Origin of the sequence: Bifidobacterium canis (assembly GCF_009727065.1) — a bacterium.
Taxonomy (GTDB): domain Bacteria; phylum Actinomycetota; class Actinomycetes; order Actinomycetales; family Bifidobacteriaceae; genus Bifidobacterium; species Bifidobacterium canis.
In genome coordinates this window covers 118,614-138,261 of sequence record NZ_WNLP01000005.1, presented here as the reverse complement: position 1 = coordinate 138,261, position 19,648 = coordinate 118,614, and the positions used below count along the sequence as shown (strand labels likewise).

15 protein-coding genes and 2 pseudogenes are annotated in these 19,648 nt (G+C 55.9%); 13 read left to right on the top strand and 4 right to left on the bottom strand.

Going from position 1 to position 19,648, the window contains the following annotated elements:
• Positions 1–150 precede the first annotated feature (150 nt).
• Positions 151–981 carry a hypothetical protein gene (locus GSD1FS_RS05910; RefSeq protein WP_196425041.1) on the top strand — a complete coding sequence of 277 codons (831 nt, stop codon included), beginning with the start codon at positions 151–153 and terminating at the stop codon, positions 979–981.
• A complete protein-coding gene (locus tag GSD1FS_RS05905) occupies positions 876–1,709 on the top strand; it encodes a sialate O-acetylesterase (RefSeq protein WP_155588808.1) in 834 nt (277 codons plus the stop codon). The genes GSD1FS_RS05910 and GSD1FS_RS05905 overlap by 106 nt, the downstream gene beginning before the upstream one ends.
• Before the next feature lie 8 nt (positions 1,710–1,717).
• Here GSD1FS_RS05905 and pdxT read toward each other — a convergent pair whose 3' ends face one another.
• Positions 1,718–2,368, bottom strand: coding sequence for a pyridoxal 5'-phosphate synthase glutaminase subunit PdxT (gene pdxT, locus GSD1FS_RS05900; RefSeq protein WP_155588807.1), 651 nt, complete (start codon positions 2,366–2,368; stop codon positions 1,718–1,720).
• Positions 2,369–2,411: 43 nt separating this feature from the next.
• A complete protein-coding gene (gene pdxS, locus GSD1FS_RS05895) occupies positions 2,412–3,287 on the bottom strand; it encodes a pyridoxal 5'-phosphate synthase lyase subunit PdxS (protein WP_155588806.1) in 876 nt (291 codons plus the stop codon).
• Positions 3,288–3,746: 459 nt separating this feature from the next.
• Between pdxS and GSD1FS_RS05890 the strand changes: the two genes are divergently transcribed.
• The 7 genes from GSD1FS_RS05890 (at position 3,747) to GSD1FS_RS05860 (ending at position 12,721) form a co-directional block, all read left to right on the top strand.
• Positions 3,747–5,099, top strand: a complete 1,353-nt coding sequence (locus GSD1FS_RS05890) for an ABC transporter substrate-binding protein (protein WP_155588805.1) — start codon at positions 3,747–3,749, stop codon at positions 5,097–5,099.
• A 44-nt stretch (positions 5,100–5,143) separates the two neighbouring features.
• Positions 5,144–6,064, top strand: a complete 921-nt coding sequence (locus GSD1FS_RS05885) for a carbohydrate ABC transporter permease (protein WP_155588804.1) — start codon at positions 5,144–5,146, stop codon at positions 6,062–6,064.
• Positions 6,065–6,093: 29 nt separating this feature from the next.
• Positions 6,094–7,050 carry a carbohydrate ABC transporter permease gene (locus GSD1FS_RS05880; RefSeq protein WP_425481785.1) on the top strand — a complete coding sequence of 319 codons (957 nt, stop codon included), beginning with the start codon at positions 6,094–6,096 and terminating at the stop codon, positions 7,048–7,050.
• Positions 7,051–7,184: 134 nt separating this feature from the next.
• Positions 7,185–9,269, top strand: a complete 2,085-nt coding sequence (locus GSD1FS_RS05875) for a beta-galactosidase (protein WP_155588802.1) — start codon at positions 7,185–7,187, stop codon at positions 9,267–9,269.
• Positions 9,270–9,347: 78 nt separating this feature from the next.
• Positions 9,348–10,406: a LacI family DNA-binding transcriptional regulator gene (locus GSD1FS_RS05870; protein WP_155588828.1), complete on the top strand. Its 1,059-nt coding sequence runs from the start codon at positions 9,348–9,350 to the stop codon at positions 10,404–10,406.
• Positions 10,407–10,426: 20 nt separating this feature from the next.
• Positions 10,427–11,170, top strand: coding sequence for an HNH endonuclease family protein (locus tag GSD1FS_RS05865; protein ID WP_155588801.1), 744 nt, complete (start codon positions 10,427–10,429; stop codon positions 11,168–11,170).
• Positions 11,171–11,422: 252 nt separating this feature from the next.
• A complete protein-coding gene (locus tag GSD1FS_RS05860; protein ID WP_343030223.1) occupies positions 11,423–12,721 on the top strand; it encodes an Nramp family divalent metal transporter in 1,299 nt (432 codons plus the stop codon).
• A gap of 76 nt (positions 12,722–12,797) precedes the next feature.
• On the opposite strand, the pseudogene GSD1FS_RS05855 reads toward GSD1FS_RS05860, so the two are convergent.
• Positions 12,798–14,497, bottom strand: a pseudogene (locus GSD1FS_RS05855) (DHA2 family efflux MFS transporter permease subunit).
• Entirely contained in the window at positions 14,490–14,870 is a 381-nt protein-coding gene (locus GSD1FS_RS05850) for a hypothetical protein (protein ID WP_155588800.1), read from the bottom strand. The pseudogene GSD1FS_RS05855 and the gene GSD1FS_RS05850 overlap by 8 nt, the downstream one beginning before the upstream one ends.
• 319 nt (positions 14,871–15,189) lie before the next feature.
• On the opposite strand from GSD1FS_RS05850, the gene GSD1FS_RS05845 reads away from it, so the two are divergent.
• The 4 genes and pseudogenes from GSD1FS_RS05845 to GSD1FS_RS05830 all read left to right on the top strand — a co-directional run bounded on the left by GSD1FS_RS05845 (position 15,190) and on the right by GSD1FS_RS05830 (position 19,559).
• Complete coding sequence (locus GSD1FS_RS05845) at positions 15,190–16,722, top strand: exopolysaccharide biosynthesis polyprenyl glycosylphosphotransferase (RefSeq protein ID WP_155588799.1); 1,533 nt, start codon at positions 15,190–15,192, stop codon at positions 16,720–16,722.
• Positions 16,722–17,574: pseudogene (locus GSD1FS_RS10420) on the top strand (DUF4422 domain-containing protein). The gene GSD1FS_RS05845 and the pseudogene GSD1FS_RS10420 overlap by 1 nt, the downstream one beginning before the upstream one ends.
• Positions 17,575–17,648: 74 nt before the next feature.
• Positions 17,649–18,893, top strand: a complete 1,245-nt coding sequence (locus GSD1FS_RS05835) for a nucleotide sugar dehydrogenase (RefSeq protein WP_155588798.1) — start codon at positions 17,649–17,651, stop codon at positions 18,891–18,893.
• An 87-nt stretch (positions 18,894–18,980) separates the two neighbouring features.
• The gene (locus tag GSD1FS_RS05830; RefSeq protein ID WP_196425040.1) at positions 18,981–19,559 is read left to right on the top strand and encodes a glycosyltransferase family 2 protein; all 579 of its coding nucleotides are present in this window, start codon (positions 18,981–18,983) and stop codon (positions 19,557–19,559) included.
• Positions 19,560–19,648 lie beyond the last annotated feature (89 nt).

Here is a 19,648-nt window from a genome sequence, read left to right as displayed (position 1 = left end):
CAAAAGTTAATTAATTATGTGTAAATAGGTGTTGATCTCTGTGGATGCTGACCTGAACAGCTACATTACAATCAATGGCGTATTGTATGTATGCTGGGATGTTCATGTTGCAGATATGGGTGCAAAAGGTAGGAGAAAAGACGTATGCGGATGAAGCGTTTCTTCTGGGTGATGATTGGTGTGCTCGTCGCTGCAGCTCTGGTGATCGCAGGGGTTTGGGGTTATAACGTGTTGCAGGGGCGATCAACTGTGCAGAAGCAGCTGGTGAATGGACTGTCGATTGAGCTTCCTGAATATTATGCGGCTGGCATGGTTCTGCAACGAGATCGATCGCTGAAGATTTCCGGTGCAATTGCGAGGCAGAATAATCAGCATGCCGATACTGGTGCGGGCATACAGATGCAGGTCAAGCTGGAACGTGACGGGGAACAGCCGGTTGCAGTAGATGCGCATATCAACGGTGACTCATTTGAGGTCACGCTTCCGGCGATGTCGGGAAGCGTGACTGGCGGAACACTTCTGTTTCTTGTGAATAACACGGTGGTTAAGAAGATTTCCCCAGTCTATGTGGGTGATGTGTTTCTTGCGGCCGGGCAGTCCAATATGGAGATGAACTATAATCAATACTTCTCTACACCAACGTTGCGCACACGCAATATGGGGGAATCTTATACACTTGCTAACCTTCCTCATCTGGTTAACGATCCAAGCATCCATTTTCTTGTGTGCACGCGGTCGGCCTCACTGAGCCACTACCCGCTCATTGAACAAAATCGCGATGGTTGGCTTACTGCGACTGCGCAGAACTCTGAGTATCTTGGCTACCTGCCTCAACTATTCGCGGCGCAACTGACTAAAAAGATCCGAATATCCCAGTGGGCATTATTCAAACGGCTTGGGGAGGAACAACCATTGACCGTCACCTTAAGGGAGGCGACATTTACAACAGCCATATCGCGCCGCTCAAAGGTATGCAGCTAGCGGGGATTCTGTGGTATCAAGGATGCAATGATGCCAAGCTCCTCGATGATGCCTTGCAATATGAAAGCAATTTCGTCGCGCTGATCAATGAATATCGCGATGTTTTTGGGAACAAATCATTGCCGTTCCTATATGTGCAACTGGCACGATATTCGGGTAATGCATATACGCAATATGTACGTCAGGGGCAATTGCAGGCCCTGCGTAGTCCGGGGTTGAATAATACGCACAACGTCGCGATGACAGTTTCTATCGATACCGATAAGGGCACTTCAGTCATGGTGCATCCACTGGGTAAAGATATTATTGCAATGCGTATGGCTTCACAATGGGAGGCCATGCATGCAGGTGAATCGATGGCCAACATGCCAAGTGGCCCGTTGGCCATAAGCATGGAACAGCTTGGCAAAGGTAAAGCGGCCATCAATTTTGCGCCGGGAACCGCTTTAGGATTGCAAACTCGCAAACCAATCTATTCAACAGCCGCCAGCACCCAACATGTGAGCGAGCCGACCTCACAACCGGTGCAAGGAGTGAAAGTGGCGGACTCGTATGGGCACTTTGTTGAAGCTGACGCCCAGATCTCAGGCTCTCAACTTATTGTCTCCTCGAATCAGATCAGCAACATCTCGCAAGTGTCATATTTATGGGACATAGATCCACAAAGCAGCAGTTTGCTCTACAACGGCGAAGACTTGCCCGCCAGCCCCTTCGTGCTCGGCCAATAATTTGCCGGCTACAGCGAGAGGAAGAACTCGTGGAAGCGAGTGTCTTCGGTGATCTCGGGGTGGAAGGCGGTGGCGAGCATCTTGCCTTGCTGCAGGGCGACCACGTTGCCGTTGGTGCGGCACATCACCTGCGCGCGCTCGCCGACGTCGACCACGAACGGTCCGCGAATGAACACGAGCGGAAAGTCGGTTATGACGGCGGCGTGCGAGCCGTCGGCGTCGAACACATTGATATCTTCCGTGGCGGTGAACGATCCGAGCTGGCGGCCGTATGCATTGCGCCTCACGGTGGCATCGAGTGCACCAAAATAGACGTTCGGGTCATTATCCAATCGCTGTGCGAGCAGAATCATGCCGGCGCACGTGCCGAGCACGGGTTTGCCAGCGCTTATATGCTTGGCAATCGGATCGAACAGGCCGGTCGAGCGCAGCAGCTTGCCCTGCGTGGTGCTTTCACCGCCGGGCAGGATCACGCGGTCGATCGAATTGTCGAAGTCCTCGGCTGCGCGCAGCAGTTTCCATTCGGCTCCGAGCTGGTCGAGCATGGCGGCATGTTCGGCGAATGCACCCTGCACGGCGAGAATGCCAGTTACGCCGCTGGCAGCTTGCTGCGCGCCAGCGGAATGCTCTTTGGAGATGTAGGAGACGTCAACAACCATGTGGTTCCAATCGTTTGCCGGTTACTTGCCGATCATTCGCTGATCATTCGCCGCGTGCGGCCATGATCGTTTCGATCTCATCTTCGTTGATGCCCACCATAGCCTCGCCGAGATTGGCGGAAAGACGGGCGAGCAGATCGGCGTCCTGCCAGTTGGCGGTGGCTTGCACGATGGCGGCTGCACGCTTGGCCGGATCACCGGATTTGAAGATGCCCGACCCCACGAACACGCCTTCCGCGCCAAGCTCCATCATCAAGGCTGCGTCAGCTGGGGTGGCGACGCCACCAGCTGCGAAATTGACAACGGGCAGACGCCCGTTATCATGCACGAACTTCGCGAGTTCATATGGCACGGCGAGCTGCTTGGCTGCCTCATACACTTCATCGTCGCGCAGCGAGACGAGTTCGCGAATCTGACGGTTCATCGTGCGCATGTGACGCACTGCCTGAATCACGTCACCGGTGCCCGGCTCGCCTTTCGTGCGGATCATGGATGCGCCTTCCTCGATGCGGCGCAGCGCCTCGCCCAGATTCTTCGCACCGCATACGAACGGCACGTCGAACTGACGCTTGTCGATATGGTACACGTCATCGGCAGGGGAGAGCACCTCGGATTCGTCGATGTAGTCGATCTCGATGGCTTGCAGAATGCGGGCTTCGGCGATGTGACCGATGCGCACTTTGGCCATGACCGGAATGGACACCGCTTCCTGAATGCCGCGGATCATCGCCGGGTCGCTCATGCGGCTCACGCCTCCGGCTGCGCGGATATCTGCCGGAATACGTTCCAGCGCCATGACTGCGCACGCGCCGGCGTCTTCGGCAATGCGTGCCTGCTCCGGGGTGGTGACGTCCATGATGACGCCACCCTTGAGCATCTGCGCGAGATTCTTGTTAAGTTCGTTGCGAGTAGTTTCCATGGGTTCGTTCCCGTTTCTCGTTCTCTCTTGGCTGGATGTGCCGGCGATGCAAGGCAATGCGTCGCGCGGCACTCACCAGAAACACATACCACACAACCTTGTTGCGAAGTGTATTCTGCCCCGATTGTGGGCGCTTCGCCCCTTCGATCGATAGAAAGCTCGTGCGGGGTGCGCCGAGCAACCTGCACATAGATTATTTGGGAATGACCCATATATTTATTAGGGGCGTAAGAGAGACGCTTTCTGACCCGTATAATAGGTTGGTTGGACAGAGAGAAACGCCGCAAATTTCGGGGATTTGTGTGTCTGAATTGACATATTGGTATACCGTTGTATCATTCTATTTAGGTACACAGCTGTACCACTTGAAATAAGAGGAAATACAAGAGAGTCAATCAGTGAATGATCGATGCCGATTGTTCATTGTTTGGTTTTTCTGGATGCGAAAGGGAGCATCAGATGGCAGCACATCGATTTACCCGCGTTCTTGCCTCGGCAGTGGCGCTCGCCACGCTCGTGAGCATGGCCGCCTGCGGCAACAGCAACAGCGGCTCGAAGGGTGACGCAGATAAGGCCGAGCTCGTGTTCTGGGGCTGGGATTCCGGCAACAGCATGAAGCAGCTCATCGCCGACTTCGAAAAAGACAATCCGGGAATCACCGTGAAGTTCAACTCCACCGGCACTGCGTCGAACACGCAGACGGCACTTACGAACGCCATCGCCGCTGGCAAGGGCGCTCCAGACGTGGTGATGCTCGAAGATCCAACGGTGACGCAGTTCGCAGTGACCAACGATCTCGTTGATCTGAGCGCTTATGGTGCCGACAAGGAAGCCGACAAGTTCGCTTCCGGCCCGTGGAGCAAGCTGCAATACAACAACAAGCCGTATGCAATGCCAATCGATTCCGGCCCAGAAATGCTGTTCTACAACAAGGCCGTGTTCGACAAGGCCGGCGTTGACGGTGAGAAGATCAAGACTTGGGACGACTACTATGAGGCCGCCAAGAAGGTGCGCAAGACCGGCGCATACATGACGAACAACTCCGGCAGCGCCATGGAATACCAGCCATTCACCGCTCAGGCATGGCAGGCTGGCGCTCACCCGTGGAAGGTCGATGGTGAGAAGATCACGATCGACATGACCAACGACGAAGGCATGAAGAAATACATCGACTTCCAGCAGAAGCTCATCGACGAAGACTTGGTGAACACGCAGATCTCCAACTGGTCCGATGAATGGAACCGTTCACTCAACGACGGTTCGCTCGCTTCCCTGGTGATCGGCGGTTGGATGCCGATCAACCTGATGAACGGCGCTCCCGACCAGAAGGGCAATTGGCGCGTCACCCAGCTGCCGCAATGGAATGAAGGCGACGAGGTTTCCGCAGAAGATGGCGGTTCCGCACTGGCCATCACCTCGCAGTCGAAGAACCAGGCCGCTGCATACAAGTTCATTCAATACATGACGCTCGGCAATGGTGCCAAGACGATGTCGGAAACCGGCACGTTCCCGGCTCTGAAGTCCATTCTCAACAGCGACTCCTTCACCGATCCGAACACGGAATCCAACAAGAAGACCAACGAGTTCTTCGGTGGCCAGAACGTGAACAAGATCCTTGCCGAGGCTGCGAAGCGCCCGGTCAACGAGTTCCAGTACCTGCCATACAACGCCTTCGCCCAGACCGAGTTCGGTGACGACATCTCTCCTGCATACGGCAAGAAGAAGACGCTGAAGGAAGCCTTCACGGAATACGGCAAGAAGCTGACCGAACACGGAACCCAGCAGGGCTACGACGTGACGAACAACGGCTGAGAGCCGAACGTAGCCACAAGGCATAGAGAGGATAAGTGATAGCAATGAGCGCCACAACAGTTCAAACGGCGGCTTCATCGGAGCCGCGAGTGAATCGCAGACGCCGTGATTGGCGTGGATGGAAGTTCATGTGGCCATTCGCCGCAGTGTTCATGTTCGTCTTCATCATTCCGGTGCTGTATGCAATCTACATCTCGTTCTTCCAGAACCGCATGGTCGGCGGCAACCGCTTCGTAGGATTTGCCAACTACGCCCGACTGTTCCAAGATCCGCTGTTCTGGAGTTCCGTTGGACGCGTGGCGCTCTTCACCGTTGTTCAGGTGCCGATCATGCTGGGTCTCGCCGCATTGATGGCTCTGGCACTCGATTCGATGAAACTGCACGGCATGAAGTTTTTCCGTATCTCTTCCTTCCTGCCTTATGCCGTGCCAGCCGTTGTCTCGACGTTGATCTGGGCGTTCATGTATGGCACGAAATACGGCTTGGTCGGTTCTCTGAACTCGTGGCTCGGCACGCACATCAACGTGCTTTCGCCTGACGTGCTCTTGGCTGCCATCGGCAACATCAACACGTGGGAATACACCGGCTACAACATGCTGATCTTCTACAGCGCGCTCTCCACGATCCCGCACTCGCTCTACGAAGCGGCTTCGATCGATGGCGCGAGTGAATGGCAGATCGTCAAGAGCATCAAACTTCCTGAACTCAAGGGATCGTTGGCGATCACGGTGATCTTCTCGATCATCGGTTCGTTCCAGCTGTTCAACGAGCCGAGCATCATGCAGAACATGGTGCCGGGCAACGTGATCACGAGCTACTACACGCCTAACATGTATGCCTACTCGCTGAGCTTCTCGGGTGGACAGTCGAATTACGCGGCTGCATTGGCTATCGTCATGGCAATCATCACGATGGCGATCGCATACGCAGTACAGCTGAGGAGCATGAAGGAGCAGATGAAATGACCACTGCCACTAAGAATTCCGAAGACGTCATGCACTCGCCACGCGAGGTGCGCAAAATCGAACGTGAACATGAGCGCAAGGTGGCTCGCGACGAGCGAGCGGAACGCAAGCGCGCACGCAAGAGCGGATTCGCCAACGTCGCGAATCCTCGAAAGTCGACGTTGTTGACCATCGTCTGCTCGATCTTCGCGATCTACTGCCTGTTCCCGTTCCTCTACCTGATCATCAACGCGACGAAGACGCAGGCCGACTTCACGTCGACGTTCGGTTTGGGCTTCGGCAAGACGTTCGCGTTGTGGGACAACATCAAGACGGTGTTCACCTACCAGGACGGCATCTTCGGACGCTGGTTCCTCAACACGATCTTCTACGTGGTCATCGGTGCAGGCGGCGCGACATTGCTCGCCATCATGGGTGGCTACGCGCTGGCCAAGTTCCGCTTCCCAGGCCGCAAGGCGATCTTCGCGATCATCATCGGTGCAATTTCGGTTCCTGGCATTGCATTGGCGGTTCCTCAGTTCCTGCTCTTCGCCAAGCTGGGCATCACCAACACTCCGTGGGCAATGATCATCCCGAGCTTGGTGAGCCCGTTCGGTCTCTACTTGATGTGGATCTTCTCCGAACAGGCCGTGCCGACCGAACTGCTTGAGGCAGCCCGAGTCGATGGTGCCGGTGAGATGAGAACGTTCTTCACGGTGTCGCTTCCGCTTCTGGCTCCTGGCATCGTGACGTGCGCCCTGTTCACGATTGTGGCGACGTGGAACAACTACTTCCTGCCGTTGATCATGTTGAAGGACGCCGACTGGTATCCGTTGACGATCGGCTTGAACCAGTGGAAGGACCAGGCATCCACCGCTGGCGGCCAGGCCATCCAGAATCTGGTGATCACCGGCTCGCTCATCACGATCATCCCGCTGGTCGTCGCCTTCCTGCTCCTGCAGAAGTACTGGCAGTCCGGCCTCGCCGCAGGCGCAGTTAAGGAATAAGTGGCACAAAACAACACAAGCAAAACTCGTGGCCGTGTGGTGCCCAACACTGCGCCACACGGCCACTTGTATGCATTCGTAGATTTCAAAATATACAATACTTGTTCAAAACATTCTGAAGGGTTGAGGGGAACATGAGTCGAGAATTCGCATGGCCGCGCCTATTGACCGCAAGCGGCAAGGGCATCGCATACGGCGGCGACTACAATCCAGACCAATGGCCCAAACACGTGTGGGCGCAAGACGTCGAGCTGATGCGCAAAGCAGGCGTCAACGTGGTGGCGCTCGGCATTTTCAGCTGGGACCGCATTCAACCCTCGGAACACGAATGGGACTTCGACTGGCTCGACCGCGTCATCGGCATGCTTGGCGAAGCGGGCATCAGCGTCGACTTGGCCTCCGCCACGGCAAGCGCCCCACTGTGGCTCTATGAAGCGCACCCCGAAGTGCTGCCACGCGACAAATACGGTCATGCAATCAACCCCGGCTCACGTCAATCGTGGAGCCCGTCGAGCCCGGTGTTCCGCGAATACGCGCTCACCCTGTGTCGCAAGCTCGCGGAACGCTACGGCGAGAACCCCACGGTGACGGCATGGCACGTGGGCAACGAATACGGCTGGAACAACCGCCACGACTACTCCGACAATGCCCTTCACGACTTCCGTCGCTGGTGCCAGAAGAAATATGGCACGATTGACGCACTCAACGAAGCATGGTGCTCCGCGTTCTGGTCACAGGAGTTGCGCAGCTTCGACGAAGTGCTGCTCCCGCGCCACATGGGTGCCGACGCAATGGTGAATCCGGCGCAACAACTCGATTTCGAACGCTTCGGCAACGACATGCTGCTCGACTTCTTCCGCGCCGAACGAGACGCCATCGCACAGATCTGCCCGAACAAACCGATCACCACGAACTTCATGATCTCCACCGACCAGTGCGCGATGAACTACTCGCAATGGGCGCACGACGTCGACTTCGTGTCGAACGACCACTACTTCCACGAAGGAGAATCACACCTCGACGAACTGCTGTGCTCGGATTCGCTCGTCAGCTCCATCGCCAAGCGCAAACCGTGGTATCTGATGGAACACTCCACCTCATCGGTGCAGTGGAAGCCGGTGAACGCGCGCAAACGCAACGGCGAACTCGAACGCGACGCGCTGGCGCACGTGGCGATGGGCGCGGACGCCATCAACTTCTTCCAATGGAGGCAGTCGCGCGGCGGTGCCGAGGCGTTTCACTCGGCGATGCTGCCGCACGCCGGTGCCGACACGAACCTGTTCCGCCAAGTGTGCGAAACCGGTGCAACGCTGCGCGACCTCTCCGAGCAGGGGCTGCCCGGCACGCAGATCGCACCGTCACATGTGGCGATACTCTTCGACGCGCAATCACAGTGGTCCACGGAGATTCCGACGCTGCCGACCACGAAACTCGACCATTGGCACGACGTGCGCGACTGGTATCGCGCATTCCTCGACTCCGGCGTGCGCGCCGATGTGACCCCGCTCGCATACGACTGGGATGACTACGATCTCGTCGTGCTGCCAACGGTGTTCATGCTCTCTGACGCCGATGTGAACCGACTGAAAGCATACGTCGAGCGCGGCGGAAAGCTGCTCGTCGGCTATGCCACCGGCATCGTCAACGAACACTTCCAGGTAGGGCTCGGCGGGTATCCGGGCGCCGGCAATGGCACATTGCGCGAGATGCTCGGCGTGAGCGGCGAGGAATTCAATATTCTTGGAGATATCGAAGGCGAGCCAAACACCGTTGAGCTCAGCGACGGCGGTGTCACTTCGCTGTGGCAGACGTGCCTGACCCGCGTGGCGGATAATGCGCACGTCATCGCGCGGTATTCCGGCGACTCCGCGCGCGAGTGGGAGCTGCAAGATATGCCGGCGATCGTTTCGCACGACTATGGTGACGGGCACACGTGGTATGTCGGCTGTGATCTTCGGCGTGAAGATCTCGCACATATTATTCAGCACGAACTGCTGCCCGCAATCAACGTGCAGGCGACAGATCCGAACATCGCGACGATAGAACGCGCGAACGGCGACCACGTGTTCCGCACCTACATCAACCGCCGACAGCAAAGCGTCACAATGGAACTCGACGAGCGCGAGCAGAGCGACATAGTGCTGCTCTACCGCGGCGAGCGAGCACAGAACACCATTACATTGCAGCGCAATGGCGTGTTGATGGTGCGGGTGAGGTGAGCACGTAGAATAATCAAGCTATAACTGATTCAATAACACGTGTACACACTCATTTGAGACGAGGGAATCGAGGTGACCATGCCGAGCAGTGCGGGGCAGAAGCGAATCACATTGCGTGACGTTGCGCAAACAGCCGGCGTATCACTGAAAACCGCGTCGAACGTGATCAACGGTACCGGCAGAATGTCGGCGAAAACGCGCGAAAAAGTGCAGTCGGTGGTCGACGAAATCGGGTATCAGGTCAACGTCGCCGCGCGCAATCTGAGCCGTGATCACACAGGATTCATCACGCTCGCCGTGCCGACACTCACGCCGCCGTATTTGGCGGAGCTGGCGAACCGCGTAATCGACGCGGCTCGCCAGCGCAACTACAGCGTGTATGTGACGACGTATGCGGAAGGCAGCGCCAAAGGCTTGCACGACCTGCTGCACGGGTTCAACACCACTGTGTCAGACGGCATGATTCTCTCGCTCAGTGAGGTTGCGCAGTTCAGCCCCGACGATCTGCGCGTGCCATATCCGCTCGTCTGCGTCGGCGCGCGCGACACCGATGGTGTGGCGGATCATGTGACACCCAACGATGTGGCAGCTGGCGCGACGGCGGCCGGCTACCTGTTCGACCGCGGCAGCAAGCAGCTCGCAGTGGTCGGCGCGCGCTCCGACTACAGGAATGGGTTCGACACGTTGCGCACCGCCGTCGAAGGCAACGCCGAGCTGCGTTTGCGCGGCATCGTCGAAGAATGCGAACAGCGCGGCACGCAGTTGCTGCCGCAGCTGATCGGCAACACGGGGCCTGATTGGACGATCGGCTCCGGCTTCCACACCACCGCGCGCCTGATCGAGTCGGGCGTGCCGTTCGACGGAGTGGTGGCGTTGAACGATCAGCTCGCCATCGGCGCGATCTCCGCGCTCTCCGCCGCGCAAATCGAGATTCCGAGCAGTGTGCAGGTGATCGGTTTCGACGACATCGAAGAAGCCGAATACTTGCAGCAGCCGCTCACGACGATGGCGAGCTGCCTCGACTGGCTCGCGCCGACCGCGGTCGACCGCATTCTCGGCAGAATCAACGGGCAGATACACGATCCCGAACTGATCGAGACGTTCTCGTATGTGATTCCACGCGCCACAACGCGCTGATCTTTGTAGAATCTGAGAATATGAGTCGTAGTCGAAAACCCCAGTATTTCCGTCGCCGCCGCAACACCACGCCGCTTGAGCGCGTGCTGATTCTGCTGCTCATCGCCGTGGTGGTGGGCATCACTGTCGGCATGATTCTGCCGCGTATCGATAATCGTGTCGCCGACATCACCGGGCAATACACAGCCACCGGAACGGCGGCGGAGACGCTGAACAAACTGCCGGTCGACGATAATCCGTCGACGGACGGCTACGAACGCGACCTCTTCGGCTTCCGCGAAACAGACGATGACGGCGACGGCTGCGATGTGCGCGAAGATATTCTCGCGCGCGACTTGACCGATGTGAAATATGTCACGAAAAATTCTTGCAAAGTCAAATCCGGCACGCTGAACGACCCATACACCGGCAAGACGATCCACTTCACGCGCGGGCAGAAAACAAGCTCTGCCGTGCAAATCGACCATGTTGTGGCATTGCAGAACGCATGGCAGTCGGGAGCGAATTCGTGGGATTCGTCGAAGCGTGTGAAATTCGCGAACGACCCGTATAACCTGCTCGCAGTGGACGGACCGGCGAACCAGGCGAAAGGCTCGGCATCGGCGGCGTACTGGCTGCCGACGAACTCCGAATATCGTTGCGATTACGTGGCTCGGCAGATCGGTGTCAAAGACAAATATGGGCTCTCCGTGACCACCAATGAGAAACGTGCGATGCAAAGTGTACTGCACTCGTGCCCGGGGCAGGAAATTCCCGCAAATTGAGCGCGGCGCGAAAGAATTTCCCGTAGATACAATAGCCACCTAAAACCTAAACCGGAACAAGACGAGAGAACTCGAGCACAACTGATCGAGTGATCGGCGCCGAAGATACTGGGCGCCGACGGAGCTGAGGGTTGAAGTGAGGGTCGCAAGGTGAGCACACGGCAGGACTGGGGAGCGCGCGGAGAGCAGCATGAGCGCAGCAACGGCAATCTCGAACGCGAGGAACACGTCGACAGGCATGACGGCGATTCTGTGGTAGACATCGCCACCGTTGCGCAGAACGCGCAACGCGCACAAGATACGGCGATAGAGCAGCGTGCAGAAGGCAAGCCGGAGAAGCCGATGCACGCGTTGGCCAGCATGCTCGGCCCAGCTTTCGTCGCAGCCGTCGCCTACGTCGACCCAGGCAATGTGGCAGCGAACCTGACCTCCGGCGCTCGCTACGGCTATCTGCTCGTATGGGTGCTCGTGCTCGCCAACTGCATGTCGGTGCTCATTCAATATCAGGCGTCGAAACTCGGCATCGTGACCGGCAAAAGCCTGCCGCAGATATTGGGGGATAGGCTCGGCAACGGCGGACGCTTCCTCTTCTTCGCACAGGCCGAAGTGATCGCCATCGCCACCGATTTGGCGGAAGTGATCGGCGGCGCGATCGCCTTGAACCTGCTGTTCAACCTGCCCCTGCTGCTCGGTGGCGTAGTGATCGGTGCCGTCTCCACCGTGCTGCTGTTCTTCCAAGGCGGGGCGACGCACAAGATCTTCGAACGACTGGTGATCGGACTGCTGCTGGTGATCACGTTCGGATTCATCGCCGGACTCTTCATCGACCCACCGAATCCGCTGAAAGTGGCGGAAGGACTCATTCCACGGTTCACCGACGGCGCTTCGGTGCTGATGGCCACATCGATGCTCGGAGCGACGGTGATGCCGCACGCCATCTACCTGCATTCCACGCTGGTCAACGACCATTACGCACAACGCAAGCACAAGCCGAGCATCAAAGAGATGCTGCACGGTAGCCGCATCGACGTGGTGTGGGCGCTGGCGCTCGCTGGAACGGTGAACATCTGCCTGCTCGTGCTGGCAGCTAATTCACTGCATGGCATGACTGGTACAGACACGATCGAAGGCGCACAGCACGCGATCGCGCAGGTGCTCGGACCCACTGTGGGCACGATATTCTCGATCGGTTTGCTCGCCTCCAGCCTCTCATCCACATCGGTCGGCACCTACGCTGGCTCGGAGATCATGAAGGGATTGCTGCACTGGAACGTGCCGATGTGGGCGTGCCGCATCACCACGCTCGTGCCCGCACTGTTCGTGCTGGCGCTGTCGAACAACCCGACCGAAGCGCTGGTGATCGGCCAAGTGATTCTGTCGATCGGCATTCCGTTCGCGATCATCCCGCTGATGAGCTACACGCACAACCGTGATCTGATGGGCAAATACGTCGACAGCACCGCCAAGCACGTGCTGTGCATCGCGGTCGTCGTGGTGATCGTGCTCCTCAACGTGCTGCTGATCGCCCTCACCTTCATGGGCAAAGCCTAGTGACTACCACTATTTGTGGATCGACCTCCAAGGAAGAAATGGAAGTAGGGGCCTGCTCCTGCGCTATCCGATCAACTTACTTGGTGGCGTGAGGAGTGGCGTGGGCAAGGGCACGACGGACGGCGGCACGAGTAGAGCCGGCGTCTTCGCCCTTGACACCGAACACAACCATCAGAATCATCACGAAATTGATGATCGCGCTGATGCGCAGAGCCCATTCGATGCCTGCAACATTGGCGGGAATCGCCTGTTGGCCGCCAGCCATTTGAGCTGCGGCGATCGAATACATGATGAGAATCATCACCGGCGAGCCAATCGCGCCTGCGATCTGACGCACAGTGTTCGTCACCGCCGAGCCAGCGGACACTTCAGCCGGTTTCAAACAGTTGAGTGACCATGTGGTCACCGGCATCATCACGAAACCCATGCCAATCTGCCGAATAAACTGATAGATCGAAATCATCCAGATCCACGTGTGCAAGCCGATCGTGCTCATCATCGTGGTGCCGAAGCACAGCAGAATCGTGCCGACCATCGCCACAGGGCGTGCGCCGAAACGGTCGAGCGCGCGGCCGCCGAAGAACTGCGAGATCGCCTGTGCGATCGCGCCCGGCAGCATCACCAAACCACTGATGGTCGCGCTGTAGCCACGGCAGTTCTGAATATAAAGCGGAATGAGCACGACCAGCGAGCTGAATGCGAAGAAGCTCAGCGAAGCGATAACCGTGCCGATCGAGAAATACTTGTTTTCAGAACCGAGAGATCAAGCAAAGCGGGGCGAGTGCTCTTGCCCTCCTTGAACTTCTTCTCACTGAAGATCTGGCGAAGCACGAACCAGACGATGCCCGCAACGCCGATGACCATAGGCAGCCAGACGATCGGCGCGGAGAACGGGTATGCCTGAATATTTGTGAAGCCGAACATCAAGCCGCCGAAGCCGATGATCGACAAACCAACGGAGAAGAAATCAGCGCGCGCGGTTTTGTCTGACTTGCCGAAATTATGCAAACCGAACACGGCGAGCAGAATCGAGATGCAGCCGATAACGGTGAGAGAGAGGAAGATGGAGCGCCAGCCGTTCGCGTCGGTCTGCACGCCGCCCAGAGTCGGGCCGATGGCGGGGGCGACGGCCATCGCCATGCCCACAATGCCCATCGCCATGCCGCGCCGAGCCAGCGGGTAAATCGAGAACACGGTGATCTGCAGCACAGGCCACATGACGCCGGTGCCAACCGCCTCAAGGAAGCGCCCGAACAGCGCAAGCGGGAACGTGGGGCTCAGCCAAGCGAGCACCGATCCGACCGTGAACACCGTCATCGACGTGATCACGATCTGGCGCGTGGAGAAGCGACGTGTCAAGTATGCGGTCAGCGGCACCATGACGCCCATCGTCAACTGGAAAATCGACGTCATCCACTGGCCGAGCGTCACCGTGATGCCAAAATCATCCACCAGCGTCGGCAGCGCGGCACTCAGTTGCAACTGTGTGAAGTTGCCGATGAACGTGATGAACGTCAGAATAGCCAGCGAAGCGAACGCTTTGCGAGACAAGTGGCCGTCGCGGTACGCCTCCTGCCGAGTGAGCACTTGCGACAGGCTCTTGAGATGCCCCGAGCGCGGGGGAGCGGGAGGCGTGAGCTTACGCTCGTGATGCACATCGCGGGTGTATGGCTTGCTCGGTGTGCTCGGCTTGGTTGCCGGCGCTGCTGCGCGGCGGTTATCGTCGGTGTGTTGATCGCCGTGGTCCTTGCTATGCTCCTCGCCGTGCTCAGTCATTGCCCTCGAGATCATCGAGTTCGGCGGCGTCGAGCACCTCGTCTGCGGAGGCGGAGTCATCAACGCTGTCTTCGGCATCGTCGTCAGTGTGCTCTGGGCTGTATTCGCTCACCGTGAGAACGGCAATGCCCTCGGTGGTGCGCACGAACACGTTGGCAGCACCGCCGAGCTCCTCAACACCTTGCAGCAGGTGGGAAACGGGTTCGTCATCGAGCACCGGCAGCACTTGTGCCACGCCGTTCTCGTCGGTGACGGTCAAAGCATCATCGAGCTCGCCGGTCTCCAGCATCGAATTGACGCCCTCCTCGAACTGGGCGAGCTCGTCGTCTTGCGCATCGTTGTTGTCAATATTGGCGTCGGAAATAGTTGTCATAACAAGCCTCCTGAATCAAGCGAAATCAAGCAGTTTGTGCCGATTATGCAATAATGCTTCGCAAATAGGCGATAGTACGCGCGAAATGTATCTTTAGTGTGTCTCGAACGATTGACGATTCTCTCAGAGCGGTATTGTACACTCAGGTTTGCTGGAGCAACGGTTTATAGCGCTGCAAAACAAAATAAAAACAAGAATAAAAGTTTAAAATAATAATTTGTGAAGCTATTAGGTTATGATTAAGCGTTGTAGTGAAGAAACTCTCTCCGTAGAGAAGTTGCAGCGGACTGTTTGTTGAGATTGTAGGCAAGGGAGAAGTATGACGGCGAAAAGTGATGCACAGCTCGCTGAAGAAGTGGATATTCGCTCAAGCAGAGTACTCCACTGGCGTTTTGTGATGAACCTTGCGCTAATGATTTTTGACGCGGTGGTATATTTCGCGGTCAGTATGGTGGTTCTCTCCCTGTCGCACGAGATGAACTTAATCACCACACGTCTGCAACTGAATTTGCCGGTGAATCCATATTTCTATTCGGTGGTTTGTGCAATTATCTACGTATTCTGCATGCACGCGGCTGGCGTGTATCACCGGCACGTGTTCGCGGACGGTTACCAACTCAATGTATTGCTGCTTAAAGGCGGCTTCATTGCATGGATTTCTATTTGTGCTCTTGACTTCATTATTCAGACAAATGTTTCATTCTTTGCAGTATGCATGACTTCATTGTCAGTGTGGATTGCTGAGATGATCGTACGCTTCATTGCACGTATTTTCTTGACTCGGCAGCATCGCAAAGGTGAGTATTCGTACCCGACTGTTATCGTCGGCTCGCCTGAAGGCATTGGGCAGATCCTGAAGTTCCTGAACCAGCGCAGGCAGCTCAACTACAAGCCGATTCGCGTGTGCCCGATTCGCATCAATGCAAAGACTGGCTTGGTCGAGGCGGATCCAAATCTCGCTTTGATGGACAAAGAGATACGCGACTCATGGGCTCAGCCGATTCAGGTGATCGAATATGGGGATCATTTGGCGAGCCGCATCGCCGAAACCGGTGCGCAAACGGTTATGGTGACCGATGTGCTCGACCGTTTCTCCGATAACCTGAGCACTTTTGCGTTGCAGATGGAGTCGGTGAATCTTGAGTTGGCATTGATCACTTCTGCTCTTGATATTGCCGAGCATGCCACGCAAATGCGCAATATTCAGGGCATGAGCATCATGACGATCAGCCTGCCGCAGTATTCACCTGCTGCACAGATCAAGAAACGCATTTTCGATATCGTTGTTTCTACCATTGCGATTATTATTACCTCGCCGATCATGCTGATCGTGGCGCTCGCAATCAAACTCGAAGACGGTGGACCGATCTTCTACAAGCAGGAGCGTATTGGTTTGCGCGGTAAACCGTTCTACATCCACAAGTTCCGCTCTATGCGCGTGGATGCTGACGCACACCTGAAGGAAGTGCTCGAGGCGAACGGTCAGGAGATGGGCGCTCGCTACAAGTTGAAGCACGATCCGCGCATCACACGAGTGGGCAACTTTATTCGCAAGACGAGCCTCGACGAACTCCCGCAGTTCTTCGACGTGTTCATGGGCAGCATGAGCGTTGTCGGTCCGCGTCCGCAGCGTTCGTTTGAAGTCGCTGAATACGATCCGGTGTATGCCACGCGTCTTCTGGTGAAGCCTGGCATCACTGGTCCATGGCAGGTTTCCGGTCGCAACGACTTGAATGAAGAGGAGAGCCGCCAGCTTGACGTGAGTTATGTGCAGGACTGGAGCGTGATGGGTGACATCGTGTATATTCTACGTACAATTGGCATCGTAATTCATCCGCAGGGTGCGTACTAATGCAACATTCTATAAATGACATTATAATGCACGATATGCTTCAAAATACACAACAGAGTGCAGCAAATGGTGTGCGTGACATTACGATCGGGGTGGCGGCTCATAAAGACTACCCGATGCCTCAAGATCCAATGTACGTACCTCTGCATGTTGGAGCGGCAATACATCCATACAAGTTAGAGGGATTCACTGGTGACGATACCGGTGAGAATATCTCGAATCTGAATAACTATTTCAGTGAGTTGACCGGTATGTATTGGCTATGGAAAACTGCAATAGTGAATACATAGGACTAATGCACTACAGGCGGTATCTTGCTTCTCCATCGTTTTTCCGTAGGCATTTTTCACCACGAGATCGCAGGATGGTGACTGAGCCGGAGCTCAAGCGAGTGCTGCGCAAAGAATCTGTGGTTTTGCCAAAGAAGAGAAACTACTACATCGATACTATCTACTCGCAGTATGCTCGAACTATGTATGCCGAACAACTCGATGTTGCCCGCGGGTGCTTGTCGATATGCATCCGGACTATGTGGCGGCCTGGGATACGCAAATGAGGTCTCGTAGCGCACATTTGTTCAATATGATGGTCATGGACAAGGCACATTTCGATGCTTACTGCGAGTGGCTGTTTCCGATTCTTTTTGAGCTGCAAAAGCGACTCGACCCATCCCAATACTCGGCATTCCATGCTCGCTATCCCGGACGCGTAAGTGAGCGTTTGCTTGATGTGTGGATCAACACGAATCACGTTGCATACGCTGAGCTGCCAACGACTAGCCCGGAACCAGTGAATTGGGTGAAAAAGGGAGGCAGCTTCATACTTTCGAAATTGACAGGAAAAAATACGTGAGTAGTTTTTAATTTTGGAATGCAGACTACTAATTGTTTATTTAATATTGATTATTATGTGAGAATCGAGTCCCAATGAAAATTGCAGTTGCTGGAACAGGGTACGTTGGTCTGTCGGTCGCTTTGCTGCTGTCGCAGCACAATGAAGTGCATGCGCTCGACATCGTGCCCCAGAAAGTGGAGATGCTCAACCAGTGCGAGAGCCCGATCGTCGATACGGAGATCACGCGCTTCCTCGATGGCAAGCGCGATGGCACGATGAACTTGGATTTCCAGGCGACGCTCGACCCGCAGGTCGCGTACACCGGTGCCGACTATGCGGTGGTGGCTACGCCGACGAATTATGACTCGAAGAAAAACTACTTCGACACTTCGAGTGTTGAAGCGGCAATCAAGGCCATTCGTGAATATGATCCGGATTGCTGGATCGTCATCAAATCCACGATTCCAGTGGGCTACACCGCTCAGCTGCGTGAGAAGACCGGTGACAAGAAGATTCTGTTCTCCCCGGAGTTCCTGCGTGAAGGCCATGCGCTGTATGACAACCTGCATCCATCCCGCATCGTTGCTGGTGCACCAATGGACGATCCTGAAGCCGTTGCCGCAGCACAGAACTTCGTGCAGTTGCTGGCGCAGGGCGCTGATCCTGAAGAGCAGACGCGTGTGAACGCAGACGGCACCACGGGCATTCCAGAGCTTGTGTGCGGTACAACTGAAGCCGAGGCAATCAAGCTGTTCGCCAACACGTTCCTCGCACTTCGCGTGGCATATTTCAACGAACTCGACACCTATGCGGAGAGCCGTGGACTCAACACCGCCGAGATCATTCGCGGTGTGTGCCTTGATCCGCGCATCGGCGGTCACTACAACAATCCTTCCTTCGGCTACGGCGGCTATTGCCTGCCAAAGGATTCGAAGCAGCTGCTTGCCAACTACGCCGATGTGCCGCAGAACCTCATCGAGGCCATCGTCGAATCGAATCGTACGCGCAAAGACTTTATTGCTGAGCAGATTCTCAACAAGATCGAAGGCGTCGAGAGCCCAGTCGTAGGTATCTACCGTCTGACGATGAAATCGGGTTCCGACAACTTCCGTCAGTCGAGCATCCAAGGCATCATGAAGCGCATCAAGGCCAAGGGCGTGCCGGTCATCGTCTATGAGCCGACGCTTGACGACGCCGAATTCTTCGGCAGCGAAGTGACGCATGACCTTGACTCCTTCAAGAAGCGCTCTGACATCATCGTCGCCAACCGTTGGAACGACGAACTCGGTGATGTGAGCAGCAAGGTGTATACGCGCGATCTGTTCCGTAGGGATTAAATATAGTTTTTGGCTCGTCCGGTGCCTACACATTAAGAGGTGTAGGCACCGGACGAGCCAAAACGTTTTATATGGAAAAGGACTATGATGCCCAGCAAAACTCCAGCCGTTTCCATTGTGATTCCCGTTTACAACGCTGATCCGACTTATTTGCAGCAATGCTTGGAAAGCGTGCAAGCTCAGGATTGCAACAATGTTGAAGTCATTGTTGTTGATGATGGCTCGACGGATACCGGCACTGTGCGTATGTGCGAGAGTTTCTCAAACGTATTCACTGTATTGCACCAGAGCAACCAAGGTGTTGCTGCAGCTAGGAACAATGGCATTGCCCATGCCTCAGGCGAATGGGTCGCTTTCATCGATGCCGATGATTGGATTGCCCCAACATTTCTCAGCCGACTTGCTGAACTTGGGCGTCGAAGTGATGCAGATATAGTAATTTGCGATTGCATGGTTGAACGTGGCTCTCACAGCGCAATGAATCATTTTTCCCCGAGCATAGTGCTTTCGCATGGAATGATGAGACGCGCGTGCGCACTTTGCTGCAGATTTTCGGGAAAAACAAATATTACAATCCGCCGTACATCGCCGTTGGAGTACCTTGGGCGAAACTGTACCGAACACAATTTCTCCGCGATCACGACCTGCACTTCCCTGTGGGCATGAGCCGCATGGAAGACAATATCTTTAACTTGTATGCTGTGCAAGCTGCCGCGCGAGTAGCATATCTGCCACAGGCTCTCTACCATTATCGG

Excerpts from the sequence above, each read along its gene's own strand:
- GSD1FS_RS05910 (WP_196425041.1), top strand. The coding sequence starts at position 151 with ATGAAGCGTTTCTTCTGGGTGATGATTGGTGTGCTCGTCGCTGCAGCT.
- pdxT (WP_155588807.1), bottom strand. The coding sequence starts at position 2,368 with ATGGTTGTTGACGTCTCCTACATCTCCAAAGAGCATTCCGCTGGCGCG.
- pdxS (WP_155588806.1), bottom strand. The coding sequence starts at position 3,287 with ATGGAAACTACTCGCAACGAACTTAACAAGAATCTCGCGCAGATGCTC.
- GSD1FS_RS05890 (WP_155588805.1), top strand. The coding sequence starts at position 3,747 with ATGGCAGCACATCGATTTACCCGCGTTCTTGCCTCGGCAGTGGCGCTC.
- GSD1FS_RS05885 (WP_155588804.1), top strand. The coding sequence starts at position 5,144 with ATGAGCGCCACAACAGTTCAAACGGCGGCTTCATCGGAGCCGCGAGTG.
- GSD1FS_RS05880 (WP_425481785.1), top strand. The coding sequence starts at position 6,094 with ATGCACTCGCCACGCGAGGTGCGCAAAATCGAACGTGAACATGAGCGC.
- GSD1FS_RS05875 (WP_155588802.1), top strand. The coding sequence starts at position 7,185 with ATGAGTCGAGAATTCGCATGGCCGCGCCTATTGACCGCAAGCGGCAAG.
- GSD1FS_RS05870 (WP_155588828.1), top strand. The coding sequence starts at position 9,348 with ATGCCGAGCAGTGCGGGGCAGAAGCGAATCACATTGCGTGACGTTGCG.
- GSD1FS_RS05865 (WP_155588801.1), top strand. The coding sequence starts at position 10,427 with ATGAGTCGTAGTCGAAAACCCCAGTATTTCCGTCGCCGCCGCAACACC.
- GSD1FS_RS05850 (WP_155588800.1), bottom strand. The coding sequence starts at position 14,870 with ATGACAACTATTTCCGACGCCAATATTGACAACAACGATGCGCAAGAC.
- GSD1FS_RS05845 (WP_155588799.1), top strand. The coding sequence starts at position 15,190 with ATGACGGCGAAAAGTGATGCACAGCTCGCTGAAGAAGTGGATATTCGC.
- GSD1FS_RS05835 (WP_155588798.1), top strand. The coding sequence starts at position 17,649 with ATGAAAATTGCAGTTGCTGGAACAGGGTACGTTGGTCTGTCGGTCGCT.
- GSD1FS_RS05830 (WP_196425040.1), top strand. The coding sequence starts at position 18,981 with ATGCCCAGCAAAACTCCAGCCGTTTCCATTGTGATTCCCGTTTACAAC.